Below are 19,961 nucleotides of genomic sequence, written 5' to 3' on the forward strand. Positions count from 1 at the left end.
ATGCGAAGACTACCCATATACTTCCTGATTGATGTTTCCGAATCAATGGTAGGAGAACCTATTTCACAAGTAGAAGAAGGAATTTCCACGATCATCCAGGCATTGAAAACGGATCCTACTGCTATTGAAACAGTATGGATTTCTATCATTGTATTTGCCGGCAAAGCAAAGACGATCCTTCCTTTGCAGGATATCATCAGCTTTTACCCACCTAAGTATCCTATAGGCAGCGGTACGTCGTTGAGTAATGGTCTGCGACACCTGATGACGGAGCTGGATAGTAATGTAAAGAAAACAACCCCTACTTCCAAAGGCGACTGGAAGCCGATTATATTCTTATTCACCGATGGCGTGCCGACTGATAATACAGATGCTGTCATTGCTGAATGGAAACAAAGGTGGCAGCGACAGGTGAACCTGGTAGCAGTATCTTTCGGCAGTGAAGCGAATGCCGGTATTTTAGGACAGCTCACGGAGCATGTATTGTTCTTTAAGAATGCGAACATCGATTCTTACAAATACTTCTTTCAATGGGTGACGGCGTCTATTACTACCAGTAGTGTGAATATCGAAAGTAACGGATCAGGACTGGAACTGGAAAAGATCGATAATGACTGGCTGTCGAAGATTGACATCTCCAAAAGTGCACCTGTCGTACAAATGGTGGATGATAACTATGTAGTTTTATTGGCGAAATGCCAGCAATCAAATCGTCATTATCTCATCAAATACAGGAAGAGTATTGGCAATAACATCTGGGGCGGAATGAACCTGGAAACCCGTTCTTATTTGCAGGTGGGTGCTTTTCCTTTGAAAGACGATTATTTTGAATTGTCTGACGGTGCCGGCAATCATAAGATAAATACTGCGGAGTTAGTAGGTGCACCTACCTGTCCCTGCTGCAGTAACCAGTTTGCACTGGCACAATGTAGTTGTGGCAAGATTCATTGTATCGGGTATGAGGAGATGAATACCTGTCCATGGTGTGGCAAAACATCCCGATATGTTGTGGTGGAAGATGGTGGCGGATTTGATGTAAACCGTACACAGGGGTAGCTTATGGAAAATCATACGATTAAAAACAGGATTAATGATATTATCACCGCACCTATCAGTATTCCAAATGGGAGTGTGAATAAGCCGTATAAGGCAGTAGTGGATTTTGAGAAATGGAATATGGGGGATGTGGTGTATGCTGAATGGAAGGGATTGGAGGAGATTGGCCTGGTGTATAATAAAGCACAGGCAACGATAGAAGGTACGCCGACTGTGAGCGGGGATCTTAAAATTCAGCTCCTGTTTAGTTTAGAAGGGACCCCCGTAAATGTGAAAGTGTTTAACCTGATTATAAACCCTGATCCAAGAAGTTTGTGGAAGGATATTGCGAGTGATGTGAATGATCCGTATTGGAAGCAGGATGATGTAACTGCTGCTACGCAGCTATGCGAGAAACAACTGGTAGTAGCCTCTAAACGCGGCAGATCGCATAAGAATGTGGGCGCTTTCAGAGATGATGATTTTGCTTACCATGCTTTTGAAAATAAAGGCTGGTCTGTAGTAGCGGTGGCTGATGGTGCGGGTAGTAGTCCATTTTCAAGAAAGGGAGCGCAGATAGCCTGCAATGCAACGATTGAATATTTTCAGCAGTACTTTGAGCAGGAAATAGCGCATACGCCACCAGACACCATTACTGCCGTTGCGAAGAAGCACATGTACATCGCAGTAAAATATGTGTTTGAGAAAATAAAAGGGGAAGCAGCAAGAAATGCAGCTGCAAATCCATCCTTATTCGATAATAAGCATAAATCAATACTTGAATACTACCATACGACTTTAATCTTCGTAGTATTTAAAAAATTTGATTTCGGCTATTTGATTTTATCTTTTGGTGTGGGAGATTGCCCTATCGTTTTGTTGCAGGAAGATCAGGTGCAATTATTAAACCAGCTGGATATAGGCGAGTTTGGCGGCGGCACCCGGTTTATCACTCAGCCGGAAATATTCCATTCAAAGGAAATACCGATGGAATCAAGATTTAACGTCACTATAGAACAGGATTTTTCTTACTTGTTTTTAATGACTGACGGCATCTATGATCCTAAATTCGAAGTAGAATACAACCTGCAAAATCTTTCCCATTGGAAGAAATTCATGGCGGATTTAAATGGCGATAATGAAGCAAAAGTAGTGGTAGATTTCAATGCTGACCGCGAAGAAGTCGCCGCTCACTTATCTGCCTGGATGGACTTCTGGAGTCCGGGTAATCATGATGACCGAACACTGGCAATAATATATTAGGCTATGGCTGTAAAAGTTGTGCATTCGATAATCAATCCTGGCAAGACCTATCAGTACGTTGATAATGGCGAACCGCTAAAAGGTGGAATGAAAGATGTATTCTTCAGTCCGGACAAGTCGTATGTAGTTGCTATTTACAGAACTGAACCTGACTATAATTCCAAAGAACGTCTCAGAAAGATCGTTACGCAATACTTTGACAGCTTCTTTAACAAAGAAGGCGGCAGCTATTACAAAGAGCTGTACAGCTGGCCGGTGGATGTAGTAGAGGCGGATAAAAAAACAGGCATCATTGTTCCTTGTTACAATAACAACTTCTTTTTCAAAAAAGGCTATGCTAACAATGACCTGTTAAAAGGAAAGGAAAAAGAAGGCAAGTGGTTTGCCAGTGCACGATTCAGATCGCCTCAGTCAAGAACCAGGCTGGACGATGCAGAACTGGGTGACTGGCTAAGCTACTTCCAGGTAGCAGTCAATATTGCCCGGGGTGTAAAGCGGCTACATGCCGCCGGGCTCGCACATTCTGATCTGTCTTATAAAAATGTACTGATAGACCCTGTGAGTAAAACAGCAGCTATCATTGACATTGATGGATTGGTTGTACCTAATCTATATCCGCCTGATGTGTTAGGTACTGCGGACTTCATTGCCCCCGAAGTATTGGCCACTAAAAACCTGGACAAAAAGGATCCGGACAAAAAACTCCCAAATCGCTTAACAGATCTCCATGCCTTAGCAGTATTAATTTACATGTACCTGTTTTACAGGCATCCCTTGCGCGGTGGCAACTATTTCGGTCCGATTGAATCAGAGCAGGAAGAAGAGCTGTTAATGGGCGGGAAAGCGCTATTTATTGAACATCCTACCGACAGCAGCAACCGGAACTTCGCGCGGGAATACGGCGACAACATGGCCATCTATCACCCATGGACGGACCTGAACAAAACACCTTATACCATAGCCGGTCCTTACCTGAAAGAACTATTCGACCAGGCATTCATCAAAGGTCTCCACGACCCGGTACAGCGGCCTACCGCCGATGCCTGGGAGCAGGCACTGATCAAGACGAATGATCTGAAATTAAAATGTGCAAATGCTGCCTGCCATCAAAAATGGTTTATTTACAATAATACAAACCAAACCTGCTGCCCTTTCTGTGGCACGCAATACAATGCAGGCATCCCGGTACTGGATCTCTATTATCAGTTTAAACCAACCGTATGGAAACCTGATAATCTAAGGCTGGTTATTTACCACAATGCCACCTTACATTACTGGCATGTAAACAGGAATATCTTACGAAATGAACGATTAAATAATAACCTAAAAGAAAGAGTTGGCTATTTTTCCTATCACAATGGCCAGTGGCTGTTTGTAAATGAGAGACTAACGAGTGCAAAAGACATCACCAGGGGTGTGGATATTGAAATTGGCGCACCGGTGGTATTGGAAGATGGGAATAAGTTATTATTGTCCAAAGAAGATGGAGGCAGGTTAGTCACAATCACATTTGCAAATAATTAATGGTTCCTACTTCATCCTGTACAAGTCATTCATCACCCCGGCAATCTCTTTCATCACCCGCCTTGTCTTCTCCACATTCCCCTCCGCTTCTGCAAACGAGTTCTTCAATACCAGCAGACTGTCCATTATGCTCGCAGAGCAGGTACCATACTTCTCCAGAATGGTAAAAACTTCCTCCAGCTTCGGAGCCGCGTAACTATGAATCTTGAATGTATAAGGCGGGTCAAGAAAGTACAGCTTGATCTCCGCCATCCGCACAATATCCGTATTATTCATTTTCATACTGCAAAGGTACGACAAATAAAAAAACTGGCAGGGAATGACCCTGCCAGTTTAGTACTACAATATAATATCTTTTATGTTCAGTTTTTCATTGTTATTTCAACTGTGGAAGGTAAAAAACTCAAAGAAGGCTAAAAACTATCGCATAGACATTATCCTAATATATCCTTTGCCATACTCCCGGATAATCGACCACATACCCATCGTCATCTACTATCAACTCTGAAATATAACCAGAGTGCTCATTCTCATACTTATAAATCTTACTTCCCTTATTCAGATACCGCTGCTTTACTTTTTTTACAGCGCCCTGCCTGATATCCACATATACCACGCTGATATTCTGCCCCTCTCCTTTCGTAAGCTGCAGCCTGTTGATAGGCAGTGAATTTGTAAACGGTGTAAAAGAGATATCTACATCTACACAACCATCAAAGGCTTCCAGGTGATCCCCATTTTCATTCAACCACTGCTGTAAGTCATTCTTATATAACTCAATGGTATAATTCTGCTCAGACATTACTTCAATAAATACAGTCTGTGCTTCCCAACGGGCATTGATTGTGAGGGTATACCTTATCTGCCATGGCTTATCGTAGCCCTCGCCGGTAATATATCCCTTGACGGTAGTCATTTCTTCTTTTTCAATGCTGACAAATTCAGTCAGATTGATTGTACTGTTTTTCCAAACTATTATTTTTTGCATATCCTTAATTTATGCATTTTAATTTTTCAATTCAAATAGAACCGCCAAAAATTAACGGCAATATAATTGTGAGTGAATAGATTATATTTCCTACACATATCTATGACTATATGTTTGAAAGATTAAAAGATATACAGAAAAAAACTGATACGCATATCCAATGCGTAGCGCTCCATGTACTTTTATCGTAACTTCGAAGTCATGGGAACACAAATCACCTGTCCTAACTGCAGGCACCAGTTTGTCATGGAGGATGCATTTGCAGCAGATATTGAAAAAGAGATGCGCGGTAAAATGGAAACCGAATGGCGCAAACGTGTGGATGCATTACAAAATGAAAAAAATCAACTGGCACAAATCCGCCAGCAGGTAGAACAACAAAAACAATCACAGCAGGAGGAGCTTACCAGGTTACTTGAATCAGAAAAAAGTAAATTGCAGGCTACCCTCACTGAGAATATCCGTAAGAGCGTATCCGCTACTTACGAAAACCAGTTGCAGCTTCTGCAACAGGCCAATACCGAACAGGAAGAAAAGCTGAAAGAAGCCCGGCGCCAGGAACTGGACTTCCTGCGCAAGGAACAGGAACTGCTAACCAAAGAACAGGAACTCGAACTCTCCATCCAGAAAAAACTGCTGGAAGAACGGAACCTGCTCACAGAAAAAATACGCCGGGAAGAGGCCGACCGTAACCAGCTGAAAGACCACGAATACCAGTTAAAACTGGCCGAACTGGCCAAACAACTGGAAGACCAGCGTAAGCTGGCCGAAGAAATGCGTCGTAAAGCAGAACAGGGCTCTACCCAACTACAGGGCGAAATACAGGAACTGGTGCTGGAAGAACTCCTGAAAGGCGCATTCCCCTTCGACGAAGTCATGGAAGTAGGCAAAGGCATCAGAGGCGCCGACTGTATTCAACTGATCCGAAACCAGTTCGGTCAGGAATGCGGCAAAATCATCTATGAAAGCAAACGCACCAAAGACTTTGCAAAAGACTGGCTGGAAAAGCTGAAAGCTGACATGCGTAGCCAGGGAGCAGACATCGCCATCCTCGTTACCCAGGCCATGCCTAAAGACATGGAGCGGTTTGGTGAAAAAGAAGGCGTATGGATCTGCACCTTTGCCGAAGTACGGGCGCTGGCCTATGTACTCAGGGAAGGGATTATCAAAGTAGCCGGTGCACTCAAAACCCAGGAAAACAGGGGCGATAAAGTACATATGCTCTACGGCTACCTGACCAGTGGCGAATTTGCCGAACAGTGGAAAGCCATCCGCGAAGGATTTATGGCCATGAAGATCTCTATCCAGAAGGAAAAAGATGCCATGGAAAAAATCTGGAAGGCGAGAGAAAAACAACTGGAAAAGGTATTGCTGAATGCTGCCCATATCAAAGGCTCCATCGAAGGTATTGCCGGTACAGATTCAGTAGATCTGAAACTCCTGGAAGATGCCGCCGATGCAATGCTGGATTAATAAAAAAGCGCTTTTATCACCCCGGTAAAAGCGTTTTTTTCATTCAGATGATCCACATTCCCCAAATACTACTTAAAACTGTAGCTTTCCTGCTACAATTATTTTCCCTCATTTTTTACGCACACTTATTAATTCCAAACTGGTAAGTTTTAGCAACCCGTACCATATCAATATATGATAACCATAAGATAATCAACCACTTGATTTTAAGAATACATTAACACCGTTCAGCTAAATCTTCCACAAGATTCTGCTTTCCTATACGTTGTATACAAAGAGGGAAATTTATTTGGCATATTTCATGTTGTAACAATAGTGCTGCATTACTTAATACTATAGACCTAACAGGCGGTTAACTTTAGACAGGACTTATTTCATATATATTTTTATCTTAGCAGAGAATATTTTTTAGGACGTTGGTAACTGATTTTTATTTAATTAGGGAAACCAAACAATCCTATTGTTCCGTATGTTATAATATGTTAGTCTGCTTACGGATTTGTGTGAGTAATTTCTTGCCATCTATCTACAATTGAAAAATCACCCTCTAAGACGATATTGAATTTGTTATTTATTACGATTGTAATAAATAAAATAAATGGATATATGGGTGATTCAGAAAAAAGGATTTTCGCATATTCTATAAAAAACCAAAGTATGAGAGGGCTGCTATTATTAGCAGCCCTAACTATTTGGGAAAACCCGGAGAGAAACTTTCCCGGATATTTCCTTCGGCATCCTTATAAATAAAACCTGCTTCCAGCTGCAATTCCGGGTGCTGTTTTATAAAAGCAAACGCCTTTTCCACTCCCATTAAAATCAGGGCATTGTCAAATCCATCGGCAGTGATAGCGTCTTTGGCTATGACGGTGACACTGATGATATTGTTGTGAATGGCTTGTCCGCTTCGCGGATCGATGGTATGTGCAAATCGTTTTCCACCTGAGTCAAAAAAACGGCGGTAATTGCCGCTGGTGGTAACCGCACGATTCGCTAAAGGGATGATTCGCTGATTTTCTCCCTCAATGCCCACAGTCCAGTATTGATGATGACTGTTCTGGCCTTTGGCGCAAAGCTCCCCTCCTACATCTACAAGGTAGTTTTGAATACCTTTGCTGTCAAGAAAACGACCTATTACGTCGGTTGTATAGCCCTGGGCGATACCGTTACAATCCAGTGTCACTCCGGCTTTGGTGCGGGAAAGTCCGGTACCTTTTATTTTTAAATACCGGGAGCCTACGCAGGATAGAATAGATTTTAAGGTATCGGGAGAAGGGATTTTTCTTTCTGCCGGCGGATGAACGCCAAATCCCCATACATCGACCAGGGGCTTGACGGTAATGTCGAAAGCCCCTCCAGTGATTTTGCTGATCACCAGCGCTTTTTTGATAACCGCCTGCATATGAGGGTCCATTTGTACATAGCCCTTTTCATTGAACTCGTTGATGAGGGAATTGGATTTGTACAAAGACAGGGATTGGTCGATGGAGGCAAAAATAGAATCAATGGCCCCCTGCAATGAGGTCGTATCTGCTGATATGTATTTAATAACATAATAAGTACCCTGTGCCTTTCCTTCCAGTACTGTCTGGGCACTTCCTGCAAAAGGGAGTAGTAATAACCATAATAATAACCGCATATCAATGAAAAGCATCCAGTCCGGTGATGTCCTGGCCGGTAATGAGTAAGTGAATTTCGTGAGTGCCTTCGTAGGTGATCACACTCTCAAGGTTCATCATATGCCGCATCACGGGAAACTCGCCGGTGATACCCATACCACCCAGTATTTGCCTTGCATCGCGGGCTATCTGGGTGGCAATGGCGCAGGAGTTGCGCTTGGCCATAGAGATTTGAGCCGGGGTGGCTTTGCCTTCATTTTTAAGTACCCCCAGGCGCCAGTTCATAAGCTGGGCTTTGGTGATTTCAGTGATCATTTCGGCCAACTTCTTCTGGGTGAGCTGGAAGCCTCCAATAGGACGGCCGAACTGCTCTCTTTCCCTGGCATAACGCAAGGCCGTGTCATAGCAATCCATAGCAGCCCCGATCGCGCCCCAGGCTATGCCGTAACGGGCGGACGACAGGCAGCTTAACGGGCCTTTAAGACCTTTGGCGTTTGGAAGAATATTTTCTTTTGGTACCCTGACGTTGTCAAAAACGAGTTCGCCCGTGGCACTGGCGCGAAGACTCCATTTTCCCTTGGTTTCGGGAGTGGTGAAACCAGGCATGCCTCTTTCCACAATGATTCCCCTGATCACCCCTGCTTCATCTTTTGCCCATACGACAGCAACCTGGGCAAAGGGAGCATTGGAAATCCACATTTTTGCACCATTCAGGATTACATGGTCACCATCTTCTTTGAAATGGGTAACCATGCCGGAGGGGTTGGAACCAAAATCTGGTTCTGTGAGTCCAAAGCAACCCATCCATTCACCGGAGGCGAGCCTAGGGAGGTATTTTTTCTTTTGTTCCTCACTGCCGAAGGTAAAAATCGGGAACATGACGAGGGAGCCCTGTACGGAGGCAGTAGAGCGTATACCGCTATCGCCTCTTTCCAGTTCCTGCATCATGAGCCCATAGGCAATGTAATCCATGCCGCCGCCGCCATATGCTGTTGGGATAGTGGGACCAAAACAACCCAATTCACCCAGCCCGGGGATGATCTGGGCGGGAAAAGTAGCGGTCTGACAAGCTTCTTCTATAATAGGTGATATCTCTTTTTTTACCCATTGCCTGACAGCGTCGCGCACCATAAGGTGTTCGGAGGTGAGAAGGTCATCTATCCGGAAGTAGTCGGGGGATTGAAACAAATCTTTCAGCATGTGGAACAGGTTAGATAAGGAATCAATTTAACTAATTTTCGCGTAGGGGCATAAAAAAACACCGCCCGGGGGCAGTGCTTTTTTTCCAATTGGTTTTAAATGAAATTATCTTGCTGCCGGCGCTACGTCCAGGTACTCGGCCATTTCCTGTTGCAGGGCCTGTGCGGCAATCCTTGCATCCTGGGCAAAGTCCTCCCCATTTCCTGCATAAATAATAGAGCGGCTTGCATTTACCAGCAATCCGCAATCCTTATTCATTGCCACTGCAGAAATCTCCTGCAGGTTTCCCCCCTGTGCACCTACACCAGGCACCAGGAAGAAATGATCTGGTACCAACTGGCGAATATAAGCCAGCTGGGAACTTTGGGTAGCACCAATCACGAACATCATATTGTCCGGCGTGCCCCAGCTCATCCCTGCTTTCAGCACTTTCTCATACAGCAATTCATCCCCACTCCGGGTAAGCTGAAAATCCTGGCTGCCTTCGTTGGAGGTCAGGCCCAGCATAATGGTCCATTTCTCATTGAAAGACAGGAAAGGCTGTACACTGTCGCGACCCATATATGGCGCTACAGTTACGGCATCAAAATTATATGTCTCAAAAAATGTTTTGGCGTACTGCGTAGAGGTATTTCCTATATCTCCACGTTTGGCATCGGCGATGGTAAAGTGGGTACTGGGGATGTATTCTACTGTGCGTTGCAGCGATTCCCAGCCACGGATACCCATACATTCGTAAAAGGCTGTATTGATCTTGTAAGACACGCAAAGATCCTTAGTGGCATCGATAATAGCCTTGTTAAATGCAAATACCGGGTCTGCATGTGCAAGCAAGTGACGGGGAATCTTTTGGATGTCTGTGTCTAATCCAACACAGAGATAAGATTGCCTCTCCTTGATCAGGTTCACCAGTTCGTGTCGGTTCATATAAATACTAATTTGGGGCGCAAAGGTAAGTAAAACTTATTCAATGCGGGCGTGATGAGTGATATGATACAATTTTATTATGACTGCATGACAGTATACTTCCCTCTTAAAAGTTAAAGTTCTGGTAAATTTTTTAAAAAAAGGAAAAAACCTTTCAACTCATAGTAAAGCTATAGCATAGGTTTACTACTATACCGTCACTTCTTCGTCACCAAAAGGGCACCTCAATATCCCCGGGGATATTGAGGTGCCCTTTTGGTGACCTTATAGTAACGAAGAAGCAGTAAAGCTTGGGTAAAGTTTGGGTAACCCCTAACTAACCGTTTATCAATTAGATTTTTGATTTTTTAAATAATGTTCCTAACTTTTCCCTCCACGTTATATGGAAATACAAATGAAAAACTCCCCGGTCTGGCTTTTATGCCTTTTTTTATTCCCTTGTTTGCAATCGAATGCACAAACACGGTTGCCTACCTTAGGTGTCACCACCACCTATAGGAACGACTCTCTTTTACACGCCGCCGGATTTGATTATATTGAAGGTAGCGTGGGCAAACTCCTGTCTCCCGAAATTCCGGAAGACACTTTCCAGGTATTTCTCAGGAACAAAACCAGGATGCATTGCGCTTTCAATACCTGTAATGGTTTCATTCCTGCCGAAATACCCATCGTAGGACCCAATGCCGATGAACAAAAAATCCTGACTTATGTAGATAAAGTGATGCAGCGGGCCAAAAAAGCGGGGGTCACCACCATTGTACTCGGCAGCGGTAATGCCCGCAAACTGCCCGAAGGCTGGACACCCGAAAAGGAAAATCCACACTTCGTGCACATCTGCCGGAAAATAGCCGAAACGGCAGCCAGGTACAACGTGGTCATCGCCATCGAAAACCTGAACAGTACCGAAACGAACTATATCAATACACTGGCGGAAGCGAATGCGATCGTAACCGCGGTGAACCATCCGAATTTTAAACTCACGGCAGACATTTACCACATGCTCAAGGAAAATGAACCTGCTGCGAACATTATAAAAGCGAAACAGCACCTGGTTCACTGCCATATTGCAGAGCGGGAAAAACGGACTGCACCAGGTGTAGCCGGGGATGAAGTGAGACCTTATATTGCCGCATTGGCAAACATCCATTACCAGGGCGGTATTTCTGTTGAAAGCCGTTGGGACCCAATGGATGTACAGGCGGCACCAGCACACAAATATTTACATCAACTCATCATTGAACTGTATCATTAAAAATTCTAATCCAATGAAATCACGTCGTGAATTCCTGAAACAATCCCTGCTGGCCGGAGCAGGCGTTTCTATCACCGCTATGGGCATGCCTGCCAGTAGTTATGCCCGCATACTGGGAGCCAATGACAGGGTAAACATAGGATTGGTCGGATTTTCCGACCGTGCACGCCAGACGCTCCTACCCTGCTTTTTCAACAACAACAAAGAACTGAATTTTGATATTATCGCCGTATCGGACATCTGGAAACGGCGCCGGGAAGAAGGGCAGGCCTTTATCTCTCAAAAAGCAGGTCATGATATCCAGGCATGTGTCAACAATGATGAACTTTACAGGATTAAAGATCTGGATGCAGTAATCATTGCCACTGCTGACTTTCAGCATGCTTACCATACCATCGAAGCCGTAGGCCAAAAGAAAGATGTGTACTGCGAAAAACCATTTGCCGAAACGATGGACGATGCCCGCAAAGCACTGAAAGCGGTGAAAGATTCCGGCAAGATTTTCCAGGTAGGTACGCAACGTCGTAGCGGCGATAGTTATCATGCTGCGAACAACTTTATCAAAGAAGGTAAATTCGGCCCCATTACCATGGTTGAAATGACCTGGAATGTGAACCAGCCGGGTCGCTGGCGCCGGCCTGAGTTAGTGAAGGAAATCAGGGAGCAGGATACTGACTGGACCCGTTTCCTGGCAGGCCGTCCGAAAGATAGCTGGGATCCGAGAAAGTACCTGGAATATCGCCTGTTCTGGCCTTATTCTTCCGGGATCTTTGGCCAGTGGATGACTCACCAGATCGATACCGTGCATTGGTTTACAGGACTGAAACATCCACGCAGCGCAGTGGCAAATGGCGGTATTTATATGTGGAAAGATGGTCGTAAAAATGCAGATACTATCACGGCTGTATTTGATTACGGACCAGACAATGATCCTACCTCCGGTTTCCAGGTACAGTATAGCTCCCGCTTCTCCAATTCTGCAGGTGGCGTAAAAGAAATGTATTACTCCAATGGTGGTACTATTGATATCGATAAGAACAAAATTTCACCTACCGGTGGTCTTACTGAGCGCGAGGCAAGAGAAATGGGCATGCATGCGAACCTGCTGCCTGAAATGACATTGAGCAGCAATAGCACCGGGGTAGCTACTTCTGCTGATATGGGGGGTGATCCGCTCACGAATGCACATGTACGTAACTGGATGCAGAGTGTAAGAGATAGAAAGCAGGGTAATGCACCGATTGAAGCTGCTTATTCACATTCTATTGCGTTGATTATGGCTAATGCGGCGTATAGAACTGGGTTGAAGGCGACTTTTGATGAGAATAAACAGGATGTGATAGTAGGTGGTAAGCCGTTTATTATATAAGCAAAATAAATAGCAAAAAAATAGCTTCTGTCTACGACAGAAGCTATTTTTTTGGAGGTGCATTTGACCTGCGGCCTGCTTAATGCAATTTTGGTGCATTTTGACCTGCGGTCTGCTTAATGCAATCTTGGGTGCGTTTTGACCTGTGGTCTGCTTAATGCAATAATGCTATACTTTTATACAAATACTTCTACAATTTTCGTAGGCGCTATATTCGCATTTCTCATCGCAATGCTTCGTGCAGCCGTACTTGCAAATCCCATAAACGCAAGCTTGGTAGCATCCTCACCGCTCAGCATAGCCGGTACTCCTTCATCTCCACCTTCACGAATGCTCTGAACAATCGGAATCTGGCCCAGGAATGGAATTTCCAGGTCTTCTGCCAGGCGCTTACCACCATCCTTACCAAATATGTAATACTTGTTGTTAGGCAGCTCAGCAGGTGTGAAATAAGACATGTTCTCCACCAGACCAATAATCGGTACATTGATCTGTGGACCATTGAACATAGCAATACCTTTCTTCGCATCGGCCAGTGCCACATCCTGCGGAGTGGTTACAATCACAGCCCCTGTAACCGGTACTGTCTGTACCAGGGTCAGGTGGATATCGCCTGTGCCCGGAGGCATATCAATTACCAGGTAATCCAGCTCATCCCAATATACGTCTGTGATAAACTGCTTGAGGGCGCTGCTGGCCATAGGACCACGCCATACCACCGCCTGCTTTTCATCGATCAGTAAACCGATGGACATCAGCTTGATACCATGCTTCTCCAGAGGAACGATCATGCCTTTTCCGTCTACATTCACCATCATCGGACGGTGACCACGAACCCCAAACATAATAGGTACTGAAGGTCCGTAAATATCTGCATCCATCAACCCAACTTTGGCACCGCCTTCAGACAGGGCGAGGGCCAAATTGGCCGCTACAGTAGACTTACCTACGCCCCCCTTGCCGGAAGCTACTACGATGATATTCTTCACCTTAGGTAGCAGGCTCTTTCCGTCTTTACGGTTGGAGTTTACGTTGGCAGTCATATTTACATGCACTTCAGCATCTTTGCTTACCAGGTGATGGATAGCATTGATACAGGCATTTCTGATCAGATCTTTCAGTGGACAGGCAGGGGTAGTAAGCACAACAGTGAACGTCACTTTATTCCCATCTATCTCAATGTCTTTCACCATGTTAAGTGTTACCAGGTCCTTCCCCAGATCAGGCTCTTCCACATTGCTCAAAGCCTTTAAAATCTGTTCCGTAGTGATCATAAATAGTTGTTAATTTTAATTCGAGGATGTAAAGTTAACCTAATTGCTAGTTACTTTGTCAGCGCTGTCATAGTTTTTGTCAATTGCTTCCGTTCATCCATCTATATGTACAGGAAAAACATTCCTATGGCTTATGTTTAATTCAAATCATTTATCTTAGAGGCGGCATGCACAAGAAGATTTCCTACATACTGTTTTCGCTTTTGTTCCTACCTTTTCTGCTGAAAGCACAGTTAACGCAGTTCAAGGATAGCATCATCCAGATTTCAGGTATTACAATGACGGCAGACAGCCTCAGAGCCGTTCCAGCAGTGAGTATTCTCATCAAAGGGCAAAACAGGGGTACCATCTCCAATCCACAGGGGGTGTTTTCTATTGTGGCATTTAAAGGTGATACACTGACCTTCTCTGCAATTGGTTATAAAAGAAAAGAATTCAGAATTCCTACTACGCTGCCAGGTAATGCTTATTCCCTGCTGCAACTCATGGTAGATGATACTACTTACCTGCCGGTGACAATTATCAAACCTTATCCTTCCAAAGAAGAGTTTGAAAAAGCGTTTGTAAGTATGGATATTCCGGATGATCAGTATGAGCTGGCCAGGAAGAATACGGAAGAGGCGAAATTGCGGGCTGTTTCAAGATATGTGCCGCCAGATGCGGCTGAGGCGACGAATATGTATTTTAACAGGCAGGCACAGAACCTGTATTATGCAGGACAGTTGCCGCCGCAGAATATTATGAATCCGTTGGCATGGGCGCAGTTTATACAGGCGTGGAAGCGAGGGGATTTCAAGAGTAAGAGTAATAATTCGTACGGATACGGGTATTAAGATATTTAAATATTGGTCAAACCGCCTCAACCGCTTCGCGGTTGAGGCGGTTTGACGTTGGGGGGATGCCTGCGGCGCTGAGGGAACGGTTTTACATTGAGAGAATGCTTACGGTGGTAAAAGAGCAGTTTTGCATTGGGATGCCTGCGGCGCTGAGGACGGTTTTGCATTAAGGGAATGCTTACGATGGTAAAAAAGCAGTCTTGCATTGGGATGCCTGCGGCGCCGAGGACGGTTTTGCATTGAGAGAATGCTTACGATGGTAAAAAAGCAGTCTTGCATTGGGATGCCTGCGGCGCCGAGGACGGTTTTGCATTGAGGCGCTAAACGGAAATGAATTTTCAATGCCATATTCACTTAAATTTGGCCAAATTCAATTCCATGTTCTCATCAAAAAATATCGCCGTGATCGGCGCCGGCACCATGGGTAATGGCATCGCTCACGTTTTCGCCCAAAACAATTTTACCGTTACCCTGATCGATGTCTCCGCACCGGCACTGGAACGCGCCCTGCAAACCATCGAAAAAAACCTTGACAGACAGGTAGCAAAAGAAACCATCACGCCCGAAACAAAGACACAAACTTTACACAACATTACCACCACCTCTGACCTGGCCACCGGCGTGCAAAACGCCGACCTGGTCGTAGAAGCCGCCACTGAAAACACTGCCCTGAAACTAAAAATATTCCAGGACCTGGATCAGTATGCAAAACAAGACGCCATCCTCGCCACCAACACCTCCTCCATTTCCATCACTAAAATCGCTGCTGCTACCAAACGCCCCGGCAAGGTAATCGGCATGCACTTCATGAACCCTGTACCTATCATGAAACTGGTGGAAATCATCAATGGCTATGCAACAGAAAAAAGTGTCACCGACACCATCACCGCCCTTTCCATACAATTAGGCAAAGTACCCTGTGTAGTGAACGACTACCCCGGTTTCATTGCCAACAGGATTTTAATGCCCATGATCAATGAAGCCATCTGCTCTCTCTACGAAGGCGTGGCAGGTGTCGCAGAAATTGATACCGTCATGAAACTGGGCATGGCCCATCCCATGGGCCCATTGCAGTTAGCCGATTTTATCGGACTGGATGTCTGCCTTTCTATCCTTCGGGTATTGCAGGATGGATTTGGGAATCCGAAATATGCCCCCTGCCCGCTGCTGGTAAATATGGTAACAGCCGGTTACCTGGGTGTGAAAAGCGGGGAAGGATTTTACAAATATGAAAAAGGTAACAAAGACCTGATCGTCAGCGATCGTTTTAAATAAATAAAGAAGGCGCTAAGCCTTCTTTATCTCCAATCCATGAATATCCTGCAACTTCAGCAACGCCAGCTCCTGCACAGCTTTCGGAATCCCGACGTCCATACTGCAAAACAGCTGCAACTCCTGCGCATACACTGTACAATTCTGTTGCTTCACCACCATCATCACATTATTCAATATCGTATAGTCAAAACTCAGGTGATACTTTACCTCCACATTCTTCTGCACCGCAGGAATCACCTGCAGTACCATCGATGCCGACATCTTGTAGGCATTGATCAGACCTGGTGCCCCCAGCAATGTACCGCCAAAGTAGCGGACTACCACCACCAGGGTATCTGTCAGTCCCTTGCTGTCTATCTGCCCCAGTATGGGTTTTCCGGCAGTGCCTGAAGGCTCTCCGTCGTCACTGGCGCGAAACTGTACACCATCTGTACCCAGTCTGTAAGCAAAGCAATGATGCGTAGCTTTGGGGTGTTCTTTTTTCACTTCCTGCAGGCATTCCTTCACCTGCTCTACCGACTTCACCGGCCATGCATAAGCCAGGAACTTACTGCCCCTGTCCTTAAATTCAGCCGTTGCTGATTTTTCTATAGTAAAATAAACTTCCATGCCTAGTTGTTAAGGGGTATAATTGATCACCAGCAGGTTGTTCTGCTTCAGATCCGTCTTTATGCGCACATATTTCCTGGTCTTACCTGCTGTAATTTTCATCACGGCAGTGTTGGGCGGAATACTCCCCAAATTGTCTGCCAGTAATATCATCCGGTTCTCACCCGGTTGGAGTGTAACTGATAATTTTTGTCTGCGTTTTAATACGGGGAATCCACTTACTATGAATTTGTCATTCAGGCGAATGGAAATGCTGTCGCCATCTTCGGCAGCATCATCCCACAATTCCAGTTCTACCTCACCGGTATTGACGGTGACCTGGTCCAGCAGGTTGTTACGTCTTTCCGTCACCCTATTATCCACTATGGGTACGGGTTGCTGTGGTTTGGCCTGCCTGTATACCTGTGCTATCAAAAAGGTAGCATAGTAATTGGACTTGTCATGAAAATCGTAAATCGCTGCCACGCTATCCGTCTTGATCCGGAAGGAACCAGTGTTTGGCGGGAGCCTGCCAAAATTGTCTGCGAAGAATCCCAATATATTCATGCCCGTATCCAGTTTCACCTGGAAGAGGGAGCCTCCGGGACTCACGTATTGCTGGTTCAACACGGTCTTACCATTGTGCACAAAGGTCACGGTGTCTTTGTCGTCTACATCTTCGTCCCTGATAAATACAGGGATGATGGAATCGTACACGGTGACTTTATCATAGACCCCGAAATAAATGGAATCACCTTCCGGATGAATCATGCGATAGGTATCCGGACTTTTCCAGGAGATGTTATCTTTCTTCTTTAACAGGATGGGTTTCTTTGACAGCAGTTCGCGCAGGTAGTCTTTCATCGTGGCGTAGATTTCATCATCATGATAAAAGCCCTGCATGTACAACTCGAAAGAGTTGATCCACATACGTTCTACCGAAATACCATTGGGTTTAAAATCCAGTGTGCCATTTAGGTACAGCATCCAGGCGCCAATTTTGAACGGCGTTTCTGAGATGGGGTACTTATTTCTGCCAATGCCGAGTTCGTGGTCGTTCTTTTTACACAACAACACTTCGTAGGCACCGGAAAATGAGCCGTAACTCATTTTGAGGAGGGCCGGATACAGCATTTTATTAGCAGGTTCACCGATCTGCAATTCCATGCTGATAGTTTTGGAGCTTCCGGTGGGGGTGTAATCCATATGCCAGGTACCGGTCCATTTATCACCCTGGCCCACTGCCTGCAGTGAGCAAAGTATGAATAACCATATGCATATTGGAGCCCTGAATTTGTACATATTATTGTTCCCTGTGGTAAATAAAAATATGATTGCCCAGTAGCGGGGTTTCGGCAGTTAACTTTGCATTCTTCAACCGGGGTGCCGATAGGCCGCCTGGCAGTGTGATGGCTCCCCTGATCACCCGTGCCTCATCCCACAATCCTGCTTCTATAAACCTGGTGAGGGTGGTAGCACCGCCTTCTACCAGTACACTGAGCACCCGGCGCTCATGCAGTTCCTGCATCAGTTGTGTGAGACTATGCCCCCTGAAAAAGAGGGTCGGCTGACTGTCATCGTGCAGGTGGTGGGTAAGCGGTACTTTGTGGTGCGGGTCTATCACAATCCGTAAGGGATCTTTGCCTGTCCAGAGGCGGTTATTGAGCCGGGGATTATCCATAACGGCAGTCCGGCTGCCTACCAGGATGCCCATTTCCTCACTTCGCCAGCGGTGTACCAGTCTGTCAGCATATTGATTGGAGATTCGTACCGGATGCCCGTCTTCCGTTCCCATATACCCTGCCTGGCACTGGGCCCATTTTAATATAATATAGGGGCGTTGTTGTTCATGAAATGTAAAAAAGCGGCTGTTCAGCGCCCTGCATTCGGCTTCCAGGATACCTGTCCGCACGATGACGCCGGCATGCTGGAGGATGCTGATCCCCTTTCCGGCTACGGCGCTGAAAGTATCGACACAGCCAATCACGACTTCCCGGATCTTTTCGTTGACGATCAGGTTGGCACAGGGCGGGGTTTTACCATAATGTGCACAGGGCTCCAGGCTCACATACATGGTGGCGGTGGGGATCAGGTGCCGATCGGCATCTTTTACAGAATTGACACAATTCACCTCGGCATGTGCCTGCCCGTATAGCTGGTGGTATCCCTCTCCTATTATCCTGCCCCCGTGTACCAACACCGCGCCCACCATAGGGTTCGGGGCTACATGCCCGGCTCCCAGGGTAGCCAGCTGAATACAACGGGACATGAAAAATTCATCTGTACGGCAGTCCATGATAGTGTTTGTATCTTTACTTTTGCCTGCAAAAATATCGTTTACGCAGGGAATTTCCCTTTTTTATACCAGAGCTTATGACCATTCAGGCCGCATTTGTACACATCGTCTCTGCCCTAACCCCCATCCATGGCGATCGGGAGGCCGCCAGTATGGCCCATATAATAATGGAGCATATTACCGGCCTTGGCAAAATGGACAGGATCGTTTATAAAGATACAGCACTCACTGCCGATCAGGAGGTTCAATTTGAAAATGCGTTAGCTGCCCTGCTCAGGCATGAACCGGTGCAGTATGTGACGGGAACGAGCTGGTTTTATGGGATGGAACTTCGCGTTACCCCGGATGTGCTGATTCCAAGGCCGGAAACGGAGGAACTGGCAGAGTGGATTATTAAGGATGTGAGGATGGCGGGAACGCAGCCCAGTATATTAGATATAGGTACGGGGAGTGGGGCGATTCCGCTGGCGATCAAAAAGAATTTGCCTGGGGCTACTGTGAGTGCTATTGATATAAGTGCCGGGGCATTGAAGGTGGCCCGGGAGAATGCAGTGAAGCTATCGCTGGATATTAATTTTGAGCAGGTGGATGTATTGGACGCCGATGCTACGGAGTCTTTGCCTTCTTTTGATATTATTGTGAGTAATCCGCCTTATATCTGCGAGCATGAAAGTGCGGGTATGCAGGAACAGGTGGTGAGTTACGAGCCGGGTATTGCGCTGTTTGTACCTGATCATGATCCACTTCGGTTTTATCGCAGGATAGGGTTGTTGGGGCAGGAGAAATTGCCAGCCGGGGGTGGGTTGTATTTTGAGATCAATGAGGCATATGGGGCAGAGACCGTGAAGTTGTTGCAGGAGCAGGGCTATGGCAATGTGGTATTGAAACAGGATCTTTTTGGAAAGGATAGGATGGTGAGGGCTACGAAACTTTAACACAACAGATTTAGAGCAGGGTAGTAAACTTTAACATTCCTGATTTTTAAACCCTGGTAGCAATGCCCGGTCTTTATAGCAGCAGTCTCTATAACCTGCATGCGAAC

The 19,961-nt window shown here is 45.7% G+C and carries 18 protein-coding genes; 9 read left to right on the forward strand and 9 right to left on the reverse strand.

What is annotated here, in order from left to right; genetic code table 11:
- Genes ABDW16_RS20135 through ABDW16_RS20145 form a run of 3 tightly spaced genes read left to right on the forward strand, consistent with a single transcriptional unit; the run spans position 1 to position 3,822 of the window.
- On the forward strand, positions 1-1,056 hold the full coding sequence (locus ABDW16_RS20135; protein WP_343672227.1) for a TerY-C metal binding domain-containing protein: 1,056 nt from the start codon (positions 1-3) through the stop codon (positions 1,054-1,056).
- Between the two features lie 3 nt (positions 1,057-1,059).
- Entirely contained in the window at positions 1,060-2,298 is a 1,239-nt protein-coding gene (locus tag ABDW16_RS20140) for a PP2C family serine/threonine-protein phosphatase (protein ID WP_343672229.1), read from the forward strand.
- 3 nt (positions 2,299-2,301) lie between these two features.
- Positions 2,302-3,822, forward strand: a complete 1,521-nt coding sequence (locus ABDW16_RS20145; RefSeq protein ID WP_343672230.1) for a kinase — start codon at positions 2,302-2,304, stop codon at positions 3,820-3,822.
- Between the two features lie 6 nt (positions 3,823-3,828).
- Here the strand turns inward: ABDW16_RS20145 and ABDW16_RS20150 are convergent, their stop codons facing one another.
- Together ABDW16_RS20150 and ABDW16_RS20155 are read right to left on the reverse strand one after the other, a co-directional pair.
- Positions 3,829-4,104 (reverse strand): hypothetical protein, encoded by a 276-nt coding sequence (locus ABDW16_RS20150; protein ID WP_343672231.1) that lies wholly within the window; start codon positions 4,102-4,104, stop codon positions 3,829-3,831.
- A gap of 157 nt (positions 4,105-4,261) precedes the next feature.
- Positions 4,262-4,810, reverse strand: a complete 549-nt coding sequence (locus ABDW16_RS20155; protein WP_343672233.1) for a putative glycolipid-binding domain-containing protein — start codon at positions 4,808-4,810, stop codon at positions 4,262-4,264.
- Positions 4,811-5,011: 201 nt separating this feature from the next.
- On the opposite strand from ABDW16_RS20155, the gene ABDW16_RS20160 reads away from it, so the two are divergent.
- The gene (locus tag ABDW16_RS20160; protein WP_343672235.1) at positions 5,012-6,283 is read left to right on the forward strand and encodes a DUF2130 domain-containing protein; all 1,272 of its coding nucleotides are present in this window, start codon (positions 5,012-5,014) and stop codon (positions 6,281-6,283) included.
- A gap of 688 nt (positions 6,284-6,971) precedes the next feature.
- Here ABDW16_RS20160 and ABDW16_RS20165 read toward each other — a convergent pair.
- The 3 genes from ABDW16_RS20165 to pyrF form a co-directional block, all read right to left on the reverse strand.
- Positions 6,972-7,922: an FAD:protein FMN transferase gene (locus ABDW16_RS20165; RefSeq protein ID WP_343672237.1), complete on the reverse strand. Its 951-nt coding sequence runs from the start codon at positions 7,920-7,922 to the stop codon at positions 6,972-6,974.
- Position 7,923: 1 nt separating this feature from the next.
- Complete coding sequence (locus ABDW16_RS20170; RefSeq protein WP_343672238.1) at positions 7,924-9,102, reverse strand: acyl-CoA dehydrogenase family protein; 1,179 nt, start codon at positions 9,100-9,102, stop codon at positions 7,924-7,926.
- Positions 9,103-9,207: 105 nt separating this feature from the next.
- Positions 9,208-10,029, reverse strand: coding sequence for an orotidine-5'-phosphate decarboxylase (pyrF, locus tag ABDW16_RS20175; RefSeq protein WP_343672240.1), 822 nt, complete (start codon positions 10,027-10,029; stop codon positions 9,208-9,210).
- Positions 10,030-10,471: 442 nt separating this feature from the next.
- On the opposite strand from pyrF, the gene ABDW16_RS20180 reads away from it, so the two are divergent.
- A complete protein-coding gene (locus ABDW16_RS20180) occupies positions 10,472-11,281 on the forward strand; it encodes a sugar phosphate isomerase/epimerase family protein (protein ID WP_343672241.1) in 810 nt (269 codons plus the stop codon).
- A 13-nt stretch (positions 11,282-11,294) separates the two neighbouring features.
- A complete protein-coding gene (locus tag ABDW16_RS20185) occupies positions 11,295-12,650 on the forward strand; it encodes a Gfo/Idh/MocA family oxidoreductase (RefSeq protein ID WP_343672242.1) in 1,356 nt (451 codons plus the stop codon).
- Positions 12,651-12,826: 176 nt separating this feature from the next.
- Here the strand turns inward: ABDW16_RS20185 and ABDW16_RS20190 are convergent, their stop codons facing one another.
- On the reverse strand, positions 12,827-13,924 hold the full coding sequence (locus ABDW16_RS20190; RefSeq protein ID WP_343672243.1) for an Mrp/NBP35 family ATP-binding protein: 1,098 nt from the start codon (positions 13,922-13,924) through the stop codon (positions 12,827-12,829).
- A gap of 167 nt (positions 13,925-14,091) precedes the next feature.
- Here ABDW16_RS20190 and ABDW16_RS20195 point away from each other — a divergent pair, with 167 nt between their 5' ends.
- Entirely contained in the window at positions 14,092-14,757 is a 666-nt protein-coding gene (locus ABDW16_RS20195) for a carboxypeptidase-like regulatory domain-containing protein (RefSeq protein ID WP_343672245.1), read from the forward strand.
- Positions 14,758-15,138: 381 nt separating this feature from the next.
- Positions 15,139-16,035: a 3-hydroxybutyryl-CoA dehydrogenase gene (locus ABDW16_RS20200; RefSeq protein ID WP_343672247.1), complete on the forward strand. Its 897-nt coding sequence runs from the start codon at positions 15,139-15,141 to the stop codon at positions 16,033-16,035.
- Positions 16,036-16,047: 12 nt separating this feature from the next.
- On the opposite strand, the gene ABDW16_RS20205 is transcribed toward ABDW16_RS20200, so the two are convergent.
- The 3 genes from ABDW16_RS20205 to ribD form a co-directional block, all read right to left on the reverse strand.
- A complete protein-coding gene (locus ABDW16_RS20205; protein ID WP_343672248.1) occupies positions 16,048-16,644 on the reverse strand; it encodes a YigZ family protein in 597 nt (198 codons plus the stop codon).
- A gap of 9 nt (positions 16,645-16,653) precedes the next feature.
- Positions 16,654-17,790: a hypothetical protein gene (locus tag ABDW16_RS20210; RefSeq protein ID WP_343672249.1), complete on the reverse strand. Its 1,137-nt coding sequence runs from the start codon at positions 17,788-17,790 to the stop codon at positions 16,654-16,656.
- A 136-nt stretch (positions 17,791-17,926) separates the two neighbouring features.
- Complete coding sequence (gene ribD, locus ABDW16_RS20215; protein ID WP_343672250.1) at positions 17,927-18,919, reverse strand: bifunctional diaminohydroxyphosphoribosylaminopyrimidine deaminase/5-amino-6-(5-phosphoribosylamino)uracil reductase RibD; 993 nt, start codon at positions 18,917-18,919, stop codon at positions 17,927-17,929.
- A 77-nt stretch (positions 18,920-18,996) separates the two neighbouring features.
- Between ribD and prmC the strand changes: the two genes are divergently transcribed.
- Positions 18,997-19,854, forward strand: coding sequence for a peptide chain release factor N(5)-glutamine methyltransferase (gene prmC, locus ABDW16_RS20220; protein WP_343672251.1), 858 nt, complete (start codon positions 18,997-18,999; stop codon positions 19,852-19,854).
- Positions 19,855-19,961: the final 107 nt, after the last annotated feature.

This window comes from Chitinophaga sp., assembly GCF_039596135.1.
Classification (GTDB): Bacteria; Bacteroidota; Bacteroidia; order Chitinophagales; family Chitinophagaceae; genus Chitinophaga.